The organism is Nocardia nova, from assembly GCF_002933465.1.
Lineage (GTDB): Bacteria > Actinomycetota > Actinomycetes > Mycobacteriales > Mycobacteriaceae > Nocardia > Nocardia nova_B.
The window spans coordinates 84,150-97,461 of record NZ_PSZE01000026.1 but is presented as its reverse complement, the minus strand read 5'-3'; the positions used below and the strand labels follow the sequence as shown (position 1 = coordinate 97,461).

At 67.4% G+C, this 13,312-nt stretch carries 13 protein-coding genes; 8 read left to right on the top strand and 5 right to left on the bottom strand.

Features of this window, described 5'->3' with window-relative positions; all coding sequences use genetic code 11:
- From C5E41_RS25650 to C5E41_RS25640, 3 genes are all read left to right on the top strand, one after another.
- Positions 1-1,829: NAD-glutamate dehydrogenase domain-containing protein (locus C5E41_RS25650; RefSeq protein ID WP_146097683.1), on the top strand; the 1,829-nt coding region annotated here is incomplete at its 5' end.
- A 163-nt stretch (positions 1,830-1,992) separates the two neighbouring features.
- Positions 1,993-2,448, top strand: coding sequence for an acyl-CoA thioesterase (locus C5E41_RS25645; RefSeq protein ID WP_439956550.1), 456 nt, complete (start codon positions 1,993-1,995; stop codon positions 2,446-2,448).
- Positions 2,449-2,480: 32 nt separating this feature from the next.
- Positions 2,481-3,134 carry a hypothetical protein gene (locus C5E41_RS25640; RefSeq protein ID WP_104378312.1) on the top strand — a complete coding sequence of 218 codons (654 nt, stop codon included), beginning with the start codon at positions 2,481-2,483 and terminating at the stop codon, positions 3,132-3,134.
- Between the two features lie 20 nt (positions 3,135-3,154).
- Here the strand turns inward: C5E41_RS25640 and C5E41_RS25635 are convergent, their stop codons facing one another.
- Together C5E41_RS25635 and C5E41_RS25630 are read right to left on the bottom strand one after the other, a co-directional pair.
- Positions 3,155-4,096, bottom strand: coding sequence for an NAD-dependent epimerase/dehydratase family protein (locus tag C5E41_RS25635; RefSeq protein ID WP_104378295.1), 942 nt, complete (start codon positions 4,094-4,096; stop codon positions 3,155-3,157).
- A 117-nt stretch (positions 4,097-4,213) separates the two neighbouring features.
- Positions 4,214-4,954, bottom strand: coding sequence for an HNH endonuclease (locus C5E41_RS25630; RefSeq protein WP_258081254.1), 741 nt, complete (start codon positions 4,952-4,954; stop codon positions 4,214-4,216).
- A gap of 344 nt (positions 4,955-5,298) precedes the next feature.
- On the opposite strand from C5E41_RS25630, the gene C5E41_RS25625 reads away from it, so the two are divergent.
- The 5 genes from C5E41_RS25625 (at position 5,299) to C5E41_RS25605 (ending at position 8,852) form a co-directional block, all read left to right on the top strand.
- Positions 5,299-5,703 carry a globin gene (locus C5E41_RS25625; protein ID WP_104378293.1) on the top strand — a complete coding sequence of 135 codons (405 nt, stop codon included), beginning with the start codon at positions 5,299-5,301 and terminating at the stop codon, positions 5,701-5,703.
- A gap of 62 nt (positions 5,704-5,765) precedes the next feature.
- Entirely contained in the window at positions 5,766-7,415 is a 1,650-nt protein-coding gene (locus C5E41_RS25620) for a glycoside hydrolase family 13 protein (RefSeq protein WP_104378292.1), read from the top strand.
- A 50-nt stretch (positions 7,416-7,465) separates the two neighbouring features.
- Entirely contained in the window at positions 7,466-7,744 is a 279-nt protein-coding gene (ctaJ, locus tag C5E41_RS25615; protein ID WP_104378291.1) for an aa3-type cytochrome oxidase subunit CtaJ, read from the top strand.
- A 10-nt stretch (positions 7,745-7,754) separates the two neighbouring features.
- Positions 7,755-8,201, top strand: a complete 447-nt coding sequence (locus C5E41_RS25610; RefSeq protein ID WP_104378311.1) for a DUF5130 family protein — start codon at positions 7,755-7,757, stop codon at positions 8,199-8,201.
- Between the two features lie 159 nt (positions 8,202-8,360).
- Positions 8,361-8,852 (top strand): helix-turn-helix domain-containing protein, encoded by a 492-nt coding sequence (locus C5E41_RS25605; RefSeq protein ID WP_439956494.1) that lies wholly within the window; start codon positions 8,361-8,363, stop codon positions 8,850-8,852.
- A 321-nt stretch (positions 8,853-9,173) separates the two neighbouring features.
- Here C5E41_RS25605 and C5E41_RS25600 read toward each other — a convergent pair whose 3' ends face one another.
- The 3 genes from C5E41_RS25600 to pepN all read right to left on the bottom strand — a co-directional run bounded on the left by C5E41_RS25600 (position 9,174) and on the right by pepN (position 13,166).
- Positions 9,174-9,764 carry a ClpP family protease gene (locus C5E41_RS25600; protein ID WP_104378290.1) on the bottom strand — a complete coding sequence of 197 codons (591 nt, stop codon included), beginning with the start codon at positions 9,762-9,764 and terminating at the stop codon, positions 9,174-9,176.
- Positions 9,765-9,774: 10 nt separating this feature from the next.
- Positions 9,775-10,392, bottom strand: a complete 618-nt coding sequence (locus tag C5E41_RS25595) for a ClpP family protease (RefSeq protein ID WP_104378289.1) — start codon at positions 10,390-10,392, stop codon at positions 9,775-9,777.
- Positions 10,393-10,571: 179 nt separating this feature from the next.
- Positions 10,572-13,166 (bottom strand): aminopeptidase N, encoded by a 2,595-nt coding sequence (gene pepN, locus C5E41_RS25590; RefSeq protein WP_104378309.1) that lies wholly within the window; start codon positions 13,164-13,166, stop codon positions 10,572-10,574.
- Positions 13,167-13,312 lie beyond the last annotated feature (146 nt).

The window sequence follows — 13,312 nt, the reverse complement described above, 5'->3', positions numbered from 1 at the left end:
GGCATATTTTCATTGATCCGGATCCGGTGGCGGGGGTGTCGTTCGGGGAGCGGAGGCGGTTGTTCGGGTTGGCGCGGTCGTCGTGGGCGGATTACGACACCTCGCTGATCAGCGAGGGCGGCGGCGTTTGGGATCGCACCGTGAAGGCCATACCGGTGAGCCCGCAGATCCGGCGCGCCCTCGGTCTCGACGAGGATGTCGTATCCCTGTCTCCGCCGGACATGATCCGGGCCATTCTGCTGGCGCCGGTGCAATTGCTGTGGAACGGTGGAATCGGTACCTACATCAAGGCCAGTACGGAATCGAACGGCGATGTCGGCGACAAGTCCAATGATGCGGTGCGCGTGAATGCGAGCGATCTGCGCGTGCGCGTCATCGGGGAGGGTGGCAACCTCGGCGTCACCGCCTTGGGACGCATCGAATTCTGCAAGCTCGGCGGCAAATGCAATACCGACGCCCTCGACAATTCCGCCGGAGTCGACTGCTCGGACCACGAGGTCAACATCAAGGTGCTGCTGGACGGGGTCGTCTCCGCCGGCGAACTGCCGCTCGGCGACCGCAACCCGCTGCTGGCCTCGATGACCGACGACGTATCGGAAATGGTGTTGCGGGACAACGTCTCCCAGAACTTCCTGATGGGGATGTCACGCACCGAGGCTCCGCGCATGCTCAACGTGCACATGCGGGTGATCGAGGAGCTGGAACAGCGGCGCGGTCTGGACCGGGAGCTGGAGGCGCTGCCCTCCACGAAGGAACTTGCTCGCCGTGCCGAGGCGGGGACCGGTCTCACATCGCCGGAAATGGCGAATCTCCTGGCACATGTGAAGTTGTCGCTGAAGGCCGATCTCCTCGACAGCGATCTGCCCGACAGCGCGTACTTCGCCGCCCGGTTGCCGAAGTACTTCCCGGCAGCGCTGCGGCAGCGATTCGGCGGTGCCATCAAACGCCACCGGCTGCGCCGCGAAATCGTCACCACGATGGTGGTGAACGAGATGGTCGACCTCGGCGGCATCACCTATGCGCACCGGCTCAATGAGGAAATCGGCGCCAGCGCAACCGATGTGGTGCGTGCGTTCGCGGCCACCAGTCAGATCTTCGACCTCCATTCGCTGTGGGAGCGCATTCGCGCCGCCGACGTGCCGACGGCGGTGAAGGACGAATTGGAGTTGGAAACCAAGCGGACCCTGGACCGTGCGTCGCGCTGGTTGCTGAGCAACCGCCCGCAGCCGGTCGCGGTCGGCGCGGAAATCCACCGCTACAGCCGTCCGGTCCGCGAACTCGCGCCGAAGGTCCCGGGGTGGTTGCGCGGCCATCATCTCGACACGCTGTCCGAAGCTTCGGCCAAGATCGTCTCGCGTGGCGTACCGGAGGACCTGGCGACCGAGGTTTTCGGTCTGCTCAACCTGTTCCCGCTGCTCGATGTCATCGATATCGCGGACATCACCGACCGCAGTGGCGAGGAGGTCGGCGCCCTCTACTACGCGCTCAACGAGCACCTCAAAATCGATTGGCTGCTGCAGGCCGTCAGCCATCTCGAGCGGGGTGATCGCTGGCATGCGCTGGCCCGGCTCGCCCTGCGCGACGATATGTACGGGTCGTTGCGGTCGCTCACCCTGGACGTGCTATCCGCCGGCGATCCGGAGGAGACCGCAGAGGAGAAGATCGCCTACTGGGAGTCGAAGAACCAATCCCGGCTCGGCCGCGCGCGAGCGGCGCTGTCGGAATTGTTCGCCTCCGGAGCGCACGACCTGGCGACCCTCTCGGTGGCGGCGCGGCAGGTCCGCAGCATGGTCAGCGGGGTGGGGGCACAGTCGGAGGTGCCTCGCTGATCGGTGGTTGCGCCCCGAACCTGCATACTGGTTACCCGAAGCGGTCCCGGCGCGGAGTCGGACGCTGCTTCGGCTTGCTCGACCGTCCGCGCCGGCACCGTCGCACGATGCGCGCGGGGCGGTAATCCGATCGGAGGTGAACAGTGTGACCAGTGTCGGCTCGGTGAACGGAGTCCCGAGAGCGGGAGGCACCGTCGTCCTGCCCAAACGTTTTCACGCGAAGGTCGATGTCCGATGGTCGGATATGGACGTCTTCCAGCACATCAACCATGCCCGCATGGTGACGTTGCTCGAGGAGGCGCGGATTCCGTGGCTGTTCGAGGGGGAGCGGCCCACCGCCGGCCTGCGTACCGGCTGTGTGCTGGCAGATCTGCACGTCCGCTACCGCGGCCAGCTCCGGCACGAGGACACGCCGCTGGATGTGGCGATGTGGATCGAACAGCTGCGCGCGGTGGATTTCACCATCGGCTACGAGGTCCGCGCGAACGGCGTGGCACTGGATTCACCGCCGGCCGTCGTCGCTACGACCCAGATCGCGGCCTTCGATATCGACGCCCAGCGGCTGCGCCGGCTCACCGACGACGAACGGGACTATCTGAGCCTGTGGCGGGCCGAATAGCGGCGGCGACACTCACGGACGACATCGGTTCGATGCTGCGTATATCCGATCCCGCCGAGCGGGAGAATCTGGCGACCTTTCTCACCCACGCGATCCGCCTGGATCCGGCTGCCGTCGTGCGGCTGCATCGCCGCGGCGATCGCTACGTCACCGCCTGGACGGCCACCGGATTCGAGGTGCTGGCCGCCCGCACGGTGGTCGGCGAACTGGACGTCGTGGACGTCACCGTCGCCGGCGACGCCGCGTTGTCGGGACTCGAGCGGCCCGGCGCCGACGGGCACATCGAGGTGGGATATTCGATGGATTCGGCCTGGCGCACCGCCCTGCCGCCTGCTGTGGGTTTTGCCCACATCGACGATGTTCCGGCCCGGAGCCTGGTCGAACTCGCCGAACGCGGTGCGCAGGTGGCCGCCGAACACAGTGGCGGGCACGGCCCGCCGGCCTCGCTGCTGGAGCAGACGGTACTGACCGTCACCGGCGGCGACGAGCGGGTCGAGGTGCCGATGCGAGTCGTCTTCGCGCTCACCGCAATGGATTTCATTCCGCACACCGGGGGCGAAGCCGACTCTCGGCGCATCCCGCCCAGCGAGACCGTGCGGGTGCGTGCCACCCGCACCTGGTTGCGGCTGGACGCCCGTTACGGCTCGGTCGCTCGTCGTCGCAGCGGGCCACTGCTGGCCGGGTGACCGGCGCCGAATCGTTCTCTTCACTTCCCTTCCGCCACCGCAGTTCTCCACCATGCGACGGTTCCGGCCGCGACCTCCGACAGCGGTGTCGGCGCCAGGCCGAGCAGTCTCTCGCTGTGTGTGGAATCGAGCCGGAAGGGCCGCTCGAACTGGTAGTTCATCTCTGCCAGCTCCCGCATCATCGAGCTCACGACACCGGCCGTGCGCAGCGTCCAGCCGGGCAGCGCGACAACTTTCGGCATCGGCATCCGAGCCGCTTCGGCCAGCGCGGCGACCAGTTCGCGCATCGTGACGGCCGGGGCGGTCGGCGCGTGCAGGAAGGTGTTCCACAGGGAGCTGTCCGCGGTGGCCCGGATCATGGCGGCGGCGAGATCGGGCATATAGGTGAACGAATGCGGCAGATCGGCCTTGCCGAAGATCTGAACGGTCTTGCCCGCCAAGATATTCGGCACCATGCGGTCACCGGCATGTGAGGTGCGCACATGCGGCCCGATGAAATCGGAGGCGGCCACACTGACCGTCGGCGTCGGCGATGCTTCCCGGGCGCGCAGGAGTTGCACCCGGATCGCCGGTTTGCCGAAACCGGCGGTGCGCGGCATATCTTCGGTCATCGGCCGGTCGACCGGGCCGTAGGAGTACAGGCTCTCCGGGAACACCACGACCGCCCCCGCGCGCCCGGCGACGTCGAGGATCGTCTGTTCGGCGGCGGGCAGTTCCGCTCGCCAGGTCCGCGCGGAGTATCGCGACGCGTGGATGCAGTGGTAGATCGCGGTGGCGCCGTCGACCGCGGCGGCGAGCTGGTGCCGATCGTTGACGTCCACCGAGCGCCGCTCGATGAGCGGATGATCCGGACCGCTGCCCGACCGGGTCAGGATGCGGACCGTCACCCCGGTGGCGGCGAGGTGTTCGGCGATCGTGGTGCCGACGGGTCCGGCTCCGGTGACGACATGTAGATCCGACATTGTGGGCTCCAATCACTTTAGTGAGCAGCGCTCTTGCGTCCATGGACGAGTGTGCCCTACGTCCGTGGAAAAAACAAGAGCAGCGCTCACTCTGGTGAGCGACGCGCTGCGGAAGGGTCAGGCAGCGCCCTCGCCCAAGTACTGCAACCACACCGGATCCAGATCCGAGGTCGTCGACAGCAACCGCCAATGCGGCCCGGTCGGCGAGACCAGGGGGTGCATGAGCGTCCAGCCCAACTCGCTCAGGAGTTTGTCGGCCTTGCGGTGATTACAGGGAGCGCAGGAGGCTACGCAGTTTTCCCAGGAATGCGCGCCCCCACGACTACGTGGAATGACATGGTCGATGGTTTCGGCCTTCCCGCCGCAGTAAGCGCAGCGATAACGGTCCCGATGCATGAGTGCCGCACGGGTCATCGGGACCCGGGCGCGGTAGGGCACTCGCACGTAGTTTCGCAGCCGGATCACCGACGGCAGCGTGACCGAGGCTCCGGCGGAGTGAACGACCGGGCCCTCGGGATTGTGATGAACGGTATCGGCCTTGTCGCAGACCAGCAGCACGATGGCACGCCGGGCGGGCAGTGCGGTCAGTGGCTCGTAGGTGGCATTCAGAAGCAGCACCCGGTTCTTCACCCAGGCGGTAGCTGCGGATTCGGTGTTTCGGTGCGTGATCGCACCCGGGGACGAATGTCCCGGTGACGAGGACGAATGTCCCGGTGTCGAGGACGGATGTCCCGGAGAGGAATATGCGGAGAGGATGTGCAGCGGAGTAGCCCCCGACCCACGATTGTGGACATCGGCGGGCTGGAGTTGTCGGTGCGTTCTCGCCTCGTGTGACCGGGCGCCGTGCCGCTGCTTCATTGAGGGACCCCGAATTCTGCTAGGTCGGTTCGTGTGCTGATCGGCAGACACTGTCACCAAGTTGACCACGGAACGTGCCCGTGTGCACAGTGATTTCGGTGCCGAAATTCGGGCCGGTGCGCGGATCGCCGGTGGTCGACGCGGTGCGGCTCGGTATCCGATGCTCGGATACCGGTGTCGGAGGCGATTATCTGCCGTGTCGCCGTCCCCGCGACGACCGTCGTCTGAACGCCGTGTGATCCGCCGATGACAGGCGAGCGGCTCCCGCGCGGGTGGGCCGTGCGCGGATGGTACGGGCACAATGGTTGTCGGATACGGGGCAGGCGAGCAGATCGAGAGGGTCGATGACTTCCGGCGAACAGACGGCGACATCGTTCTACGAGGCGGTCGGCGGGGCGGAAACGTTCCGGCGGATCGTCGCGGCGTTCTATCGGGAGGTGGCCGCCGACGAGATCCTGCGGCCGATGTATCCGGAACAGGACCTCGGCCCGGCCGAGCGCCGGTTGCGCATGTTCCTCGAACAGTACTGGGGCGGCCCGCGCACCTATTCCGACGAGCGCGGACATCCGCGGCTGCGCATGCGGCATATGCCGTTCAGCATCGGACCGCTTCAGCGTGACGCGTGGTTGCGCTGCATGCACATCGCGATTGCCGAAATCGAGCCGGATGTTCTCGACGACGAACACCGGCGTGCGCTGCTCGACTACCTGGAGATGGCCGCGAATTCGCTGATAAATTCCCCGATGTGAACCGAGCCGGGGATTCGACTGTGACAGCGTCATCGGCCGGGGAGCAGGCTGACCTCGATGCGGTGGGGGTCGCCGCTGGGCAAGCGGAGGAATCGACGCCGCCGTGGTGGCGTTCGGCGGTCTTCTACCAGATCTATCCGCGCTCGTTCGCCGATTCCTCCGGCGACGGTGTCGGCGACCTCGCTGGTATCCACGACCGGCTCGGCTATCTGGAACTGCTGGGTGTCGCCGCGCTGTGGCTCTGTCCGGTGATGCGGTCGCCGATGGCCGACGGCGGATACGACGTCAGCGATCCGCGCGATATCGACCCGCTGTTCGGCGACCTCGCGACGATGGACCGGTTGATCGCCGAGGCCCACGAACGCGGTATCCGGGTGACGATGGATCTGGTGCCCAATCACACCAGCGACCGCCATCCGTGGTTCGCCGCGGCGGTGGCGGCCGTGCCCGGCAGCGCCGAGCGAGCCCGCTACATCTTTCGCGACGGTCGTGGACCCGACGGCTCGCTACCGCCCAACAACTGGCCCAGTATCTTCGGAGGTCCGGCGTGGACGCGCGTCACGGAGGCCGACGGCACGCCGGGGCAGTGGTATCTGCATCTGTTCGCCCGGGAGCAGCCGGATCTGAACTGGGACAATCCGGAGGTCGTCGCCGATTTCGAGCAGACCATGCGGTTCTGGCTCGACCGCGGTGTCGACGGCTTCCGCATCGATGTGGCTCACGGGATGGCCAAACCACCCGGGCTGCCGGATATGGATCCGGCCGTGGTGGCCGCGGTCGGGCTCTCCGCCGACCCGTCGGCGGCCCATACGCCGGACGCCGACGCGAAACTGCTGGTGCACGACGACAGCGATCCACGCTTCAACAATCCGGGGGTGCACGACATCCATCGTCGGCTGCGCAAGGTGATCGACGAGTATCCCGACGCGGTGTCCATCGGCGAGGTGTGGGTCGAGGACAACGTCCGCTTCGGTGAGTACGTGCGCCCGGACGAACTGCACCTCGCCTTCAACTTCCGGCTCGCCGAGACACCCTTCGACGCGGTGAAAATCCGCGCGGCAGTGGATAATTCGCTGGAATCGGTAGCGAAGGTGGGTGCCGTCCCGACCTGGACGCTGTCCAATCACGACATCGAACGGGAAGTAACCCGCTACGGCGGCGGCACGTCCGGAGTCGCCCGCGCCCGGGCGATGATCCTGCTCGAACTCGCGCTCCCGGGTGCGGTTTTCGTCTACAACGGCGCGGAATTAGGGCTGCCGAATGTCGACCTGCCTGAGGAGGTGCTTCAGGATCCGGTCTGGGAACGCTCCGGCCACACCGAACGCGGGCGCGACGGCTGCCGGGTGCCGATCCCGTGGGAGGGGACGAAACCTCCCTTCGGATTCACCGCCGGTCCCGGCTCCTGGCTGCCTATTCCGGCGGCATGGGCCGATCGGACCGTGGAGGCGCAACTCGAGTCGCTCGATTCGACGCTCTCGCTCTATCGGACCGCCCTCGAACTGCGTGGTACCCGAGCCGAATTCGACGGCGATACCGTCGACTGGCTCGGCGGGCCGCCCGACTGTCTCGCCTTCCGCCGGCCGGGGGGACTGATCTGTGTGCTCAACGCCTCCGCGGACCCGATCGCACTGCCTCCGGGCTCGGTGCTGCTGGCGAGCGAGCCACTGCACGGTGGCCTGCTCGCGCCCGAGTCGGCGGCCTGGTTGGTGTGACACGACGGCTCGGCGCGGACCGGCAAACCACGATCGTCTACCGTTGTTCTGTGAGCATTCTCGAAACAGTGCTGATCTTTCTCGGCATCCCGCTGGTGATCTACGCGGTGATCGCCGGACTGTCGTTCCTCGGCAAACCGCTGCCCGGCGAGAAGCCGGTCCACTACGACCTCGGGAAGAAGTGGACCGCGGAGCCGGTGCTGTGGAGCGCGACCGATGAGGTGACCGCCGTCGGTCACGGTGTCGCTGAGTCGTCGCATGGGCACCATGCGGCCATCGAATCCGCCGGGGCAGATCTGATCGGAGGCCGGGCAAGTGGCAACTTCTAATTGGCCTGTGGTGGACCCGTCCACCCTGCCGCACGGGTACGCCATCACTCCCAGCGGCCGGGTGTCCGGCGTGCACGAAGCCGGTGATGTGTTCAAGGAAGCGCCGTTCAACGATCGCGAGCGGCTGCTGATGGACAACACCCTCACCGAGGCGACCCGTAGCACCAAGGTCCGGTTCAACATCTACATCGGCGACCTGGGCGCGGATGCCGCCGCCGGTGCCGACGCGGTGTTTCCGTCGACCCCCGAGGCGGCACGTTCGGTGCTCATCGCCGTCTCGCCCAACGACAAGGCGGTCGAGGTTCGTTCCGGTCGCGATGTCGCCGACCGCGTGAACGACCGGGTCTGCCAGCTCGGCGTCACCGCGGCGCTCGCGTCGCTGCGGCGAGGACAGCTCATCGACGGACTCGTCTCCGCCGTCCGCGTGATGGCGTCCGCGATCGGCCGCCCGAGCTGATTCGTTCGCACTGATCGGCACGCTCGCGCCGGTTCGCATCAGGGCCACGCACCCTTTCCCGGAACAGCCGGGGAGGGGTGCGGCTGTATTCGGACGACCCGAAATACGCTGTGAGCGTAAGCAGCTCGCCCGGTCCGGCCGCGGCCGTAGGCTCACCACATGGCCGAGTATCCGCAACTGCATTCGATCCCCGGCGGACGTCACCTCGAGCCCGCGCCCTCGACCGGCGCGGACAGCGCGGCAGAGTCCGCGCCGCCGGCCGACAGCGATCCCCGACCGCAGCGAGACGTGCTGCGTTCGGTGCCGGCGCGCCCCGGCCGACCTCGGGAATCCCGCGCCGCTGGGGAACCGCTGTGGCGTGAGGTACTCGGTGAACGGTTACGCGAACTGCGCCGCGACCACGGCGAGACGTTGACCGAAACGGCCGGCCGAGCCGGGATTTCACCGCAGTATCTGTCCGAGATCGAACGCGGTCGCAAGGAACCTTCGAGCGAGATGATCGCCGCGCTCGCCGGTGCGCTCGGCACCACATTGGGCGAACTGACCGCGGAGATCGCCGCCGACCTGCTGCGTGCCACTCGCCTCGCGCCGGTACGCCCGCTGGCCGCCCGCCCACCTGCCGGCCCCACCATGCTCGCCCGCGCAGCCTGAGTGGATCGCGCCGTACGGGTGTTCGTCTACGGGCACCTGGGTGCGCACCGCGCCGTACGGGTGCTCGCCTGCGTCGCGCCTGAGTGGATCGTGCCCGGGAGTACGCCTGCGACCTCCTGAGCACTTGGTCCGGCCGGTCGAGCATTTCCCGCGCCGGGCCGAGCGCTCGTCTCGCGATGCTGGGAGGGAGGGCGGCCCGGATCGCCGCTTGTGGCGGCAGGCGAGTGCCCGTGGCGGCGGGTGAGTGCCGGCGGCGGCGGGTGAGGGCCTGCCGTGACGGGTGAGCGCTCGCCGGTCTCGACGAGCGCTCACGCGATCCGGTCAGGTCCGGGCGCCGAGGATGGTGTCGGCCAACCCGTATTCCACCGCTGCCTGCGCGGTGAACACGCGGTCGCGATCGGTGTCGTGTCGTAGCGTCGCGACGTCTTGGCCTGTGTGACGGGACAGTATCGTCTCGATTTCGGCGCGCATCCGGACGAGTTCGTCGGCCTGGATGATGACATCGGGAATCGCTCCCTGTCCACGGGTCGCCGGCTGATGCAGGACGGCGCGCGCATGCGGCAACATCGCTCGCCGCCCGGCCGCGCCGCCTGCCAGCAGCACCGCACCGACCGCGATGGCCTGGCCGACACAGGTGGTCGCCACCGGCGACGAAATGTGCTGCATGGTGTCGTAGATCGCCAGCATCGCCGACAGATCGCCGCCCTCGCAGTTGATGTAGAGGTTGATCTCCTGGCCCGCGCTCTCGGCGTCCAGATGCAGCATCTGCGCGATCAGCGCGTTCGCGACCCCGGAATCGATCGGCGTGCCGAGGTAGACGATCCGCTCGGTGAGCAGGTGCGAGTAGACGTCCATGATCCGCTCGCCGCGCGGATGCTGCGCGATGACATTGGGAATGGTGTAGCTGGTCATGTCGTGCCCCCTATGCTGTCCCAGCCGAGATTCCGATGCGCTGGCGTTGCGGGATGACCTGGTCGAAGGAGTCGACGATGTGGTCGATGAAGCCGTACTCCCGTGCCTCGGTCGCGGTGAACCAGCGGTCGTGCAGTGAGTCCTCGTAGATGCGGTCGAACGGTTGCCCGGTGTCCTCGGCGATGAGTCCGAGCACGGTGTTGACCGTGTGGCGCAGATCGTCGGCCTGTACCTCCACCTCACCCGCGCTGCCGCCGATGCCCGCCGATCCCTGATGCATGAGGATGCGCGCGTGCGGCAGCGCGTAGCGGCGGCCACGGGTTCCGGCCGAGAGCAGGAATTGCCCTGCGCTGCAGGCCAATCCGAGCGCCAGGGTGGATACCCGGCACGGCACCAGTCGCATCACGTCGCGAATCGCGAGCATCGACGGCACCGACCCGCCGGGCGAGTGAATCCACAGTGAGATGTCGGCGTCGGAGTCTTCGGCCGCGAGGGTGAGCATCTGGGTCGTGAGCAGCGTGCCGTTGTCGTCGTCGAGCCCGCCGTCGAGGACGAGGATGCGGCGGCTGAGCAGTTGCTCGCGCGACCGCCAACTGAACAACGGAATCTTGTTGTCGTCGTGAGCCATACGCCCACCGTGCCGCAGCGGACACGGCACGGGCCCGCAATGCTGCTGTGAGCAGATCTGCCCACGGCAGCGGCAGTGATTCGCGGCCGAGGCTGCGCGTCGCTCAGGTCTCGAGGCGAGCCGGCACGTCCCGATTCCGGGCCCGTGGTGGCGACTGCACCACCACGAGCAACCAGACCTCAGGCGATGTCGGCGGCGCGGGCGCGCAGCGAGCGCTCGATTCCCGCCTTGCCCTCGATCACCAAGCGGCGCAGGGCCGGCGGGTGTTCATCGGCGAGGAATTTGTCGGCCACGGCCACCGCTTCCTCGCTGATCGCCCAGTGCGGGTAGAGGCCGACCACGACGGTCTGCGCGACCTCGCTGGAGCGGCGCTCCCACACCGAGGCGATCTCGTCGAAGTAGCGCTGCACGTAGGGCGCGAGCAGTTCGCCCTGGCCGATGGGAGCGAAGCCGCCGACGATGGCGCGGGCGGTGATGTTCGGGACGGAGTCGTCGTCCATCACCGTCCGCCACGCCTTCTGCTTGACCTCGGCCTGCGGCCGGGCGGTGGCGGCCGCGGCCGCCTGGCGCCGGCCCGCGGCCGTGGGGTCACGCTCGAGTTCGGCGTCGATGACCGGGGTGTCGATGCTCTCGGCATCGAGCTGACCGGCCGCCGCCAGCGCCTGCACGATCCGCCAGCGCAGATCGGTGTCCACCGCGAGCCCGGGCAGTTCGACCGCGGCCGGATCGGAATCCAGCAGCAGCGTGCCCAGCACTTCGCTGTGCCACGGCGACAGGCGCGCGGCGGTGAGGGCGTTGACGAAGGCCAGCTGATGGTCCGAACCCGGTTCGGCCGCACGGGCCAACTCCAGGAGCCGGTCGGCGAAGGCCGGCCATCCGGTCTGATCGGCCCACTCGGGGTCGGCGTAGCTCGCCAGGGCGGTCTGCGCCTGCATCAGAAGCCGTTGCACCACACCGATTTCGGTTTCGGCGCCGATCCCGCGTTGCACCAGCGCCACGAAATCCCGCGCCCGCATCTCCGCCTGCCGTGTCATCTCCCATGCCGCCGACCAGCACAGCGTGCGAGGCAGGGATTCGGCGATATCGGCGATGCGTGCGACCACGGTGTCCAGTGACTGCGGATCCAGGCGCAGCGAGCAGTAGGTCAGGTCGTCGTCGTTCACCAGCACCAGCTGACCGCGCTCGACGCCCACCAGTTCGGCGACCTCGGTGCGCTCGGCAGCGTCGAGATCGAGTTCGACCCGCTTGGTGCGCACCAGCTTTCCGTCGCGATCGTCGTAGACGCCGATGGCCAGGCGGTGTACCCGATATTCACCGGCGCCGGGTTCGGCGCCGCCCTGCACGACCGCGAATCGGGTGAATTTCCCGTCGGCGTCGACCTCGAAGTCGGGACGCAGCGTATTCAGGCCGGTGGTCTTGAGCCACTGCGCGCCCCACCCGGAAAGGTCACGCCCGGAGGACTTCTCGAGCGCACCGACCAGATCGTCGAAGGTGGCGTTGCCGAAGGCGTGTGCGGCGAAGTAGTCCCGCAGCCCGGCCAGGAACGGCTCCAGCCCCACGTAGGCCACCAGCTGTTTGAGCACCGAGGCACCCTTGGCGTAGGTGATGCCGTCGAAGTTGACCTCCACGGCCGCCAGATCCGGAATGTCGGCGGCGATGGGATGGGTGGAAGGCAGCTGATCCTGCCGGTATGCCCACGACTTCTCCACATTGGCGAAAGTCGTCCAGGCGCCGGTGTATTCGGTGGCCTCGGCCTGGCACAGGACCGAGGCGAAGGTGGCGAACGATTCGTTCAGCCACAGATCGTCCCACCACTTCATGGTGACGAGATCGCCGAACCACATATGCGCCATCTCGTGCAGCACGGTCTCGGCGCGACGTTCGTAGGAGGCCCGGGTGACCTTGGACCGGAACACGTAGTCCTCGAGGAACGTCACCGCGCCGGCGTTCTCCATCGCGCCGGCGTTGAACTCGGGAACGAACAGCTGATCGTATTTCCCGAACACGTAAGGGACACCGAAATTGCGGTGGTAGAACGCGAAGCCCTGTTTGGTTTCGGTGAAAAGCCTTTCCGCGTCCATGAATTCGGCGAGCGAGGCGCGGCAATAGACGCCGAGCGGGATCGTGGACCGATCGTCGGTGTACACATCGATCCACTTGGCGTACGGCCCGGCGATCAGCGCGACCAGATAGGTGCTCATCCGCGGCGTCGTGGCGAAGGTGTGCTCGACCACCTCGCCGACGGTGCGGGTGGCGGTCGCGGCGCCGTTGGAGATCACCTCCCAGTCGGCGGGTGCGGTGACCGTCATGTCGTAGGTCGCCTTGAGGTCGGGCTGGTCGAAGCAGGCGAACATCCGCTTGGCGTCGGCGGTTTCGAACTGCGAGTACAGATAGACCTTGTCGTCGGTCGGATCGACGAAGCGGTGCAGACCCTCACCGGTGTGCGAGTACACGCAGTCGGCCTCGACCACCAGGACATTGTTCTCGGCCAGATCGGTCAGGGTGAGGCCCTGGGACTCGTCGTAGCCGGAAACGTCGAGTTCGGTGCCGTTGAGAACGGCCGAACGCACACCCGCGGCGACGATATCGATGAAGGTCCGCGCGCCAGGGGTGGCGGTGAACGTGACGGTGGAGCGCGAGAAGAACGTCTCGCCGGCGGTGGCCGCGGGACCGGTCGGCTGCCCGGTGAGGTCGAGTTCGACGCGATAGTTCTCCACACTGATCGTCGCGGCCCGCGCGATGGCTTGGTCGCGGGTGAGGTTCGGTGCAGACAAGGAGACTCCTTCGCTCGGACCGGTCGTGTGAACCACGCTGCGGATGCAGTCGCTGACGGTGCCCAGAATGCCACGTTCGCCACCACACGGCTGGGCCGACCGTGCATCCGCACCCCGTGCGGGACGAAACGCCGCGCGCCACGCCA

What these genes read in the sequence shown, in the direction of transcription:
- C5E41_RS25640 (WP_104378312.1), top strand. Translation starts at nt 2,481, where the DNA reads ATGCTGCGTATATCCGATCCCGCCGAGCGGGAGAATCTGGCGACCTTT.
- C5E41_RS25635 (WP_104378295.1), bottom strand. Translation starts at nt 4,096, where the DNA reads ATGTCGGATCTACATGTCGTCACCGGAGCCGGACCCGTCGGCACCACG.
- C5E41_RS25630 (WP_258081254.1), bottom strand. Translation starts at nt 4,954, where the DNA reads ATGAAGCAGCGGCACGGCGCCCGGTCACACGAGGCGAGAACGCACCGA.
- C5E41_RS25625 (WP_104378293.1), top strand. Translation starts at nt 5,299, where the DNA reads ATGACTTCCGGCGAACAGACGGCGACATCGTTCTACGAGGCGGTCGGC.
- C5E41_RS25605 (WP_439956494.1), top strand. Translation starts at nt 8,361, where the DNA reads ATGGCCGAGTATCCGCAACTGCATTCGATCCCCGGCGGACGTCACCTC.
- C5E41_RS25600 (WP_104378290.1), bottom strand. Translation starts at nt 9,764, where the DNA reads ATGACCAGCTACACCATTCCCAATGTCATCGCGCAGCATCCGCGCGGC.
- C5E41_RS25595 (WP_104378289.1), bottom strand. Translation starts at nt 10,392, where the DNA reads ATGGCTCACGACGACAACAAGATTCCGTTGTTCAGTTGGCGGTCGCGC.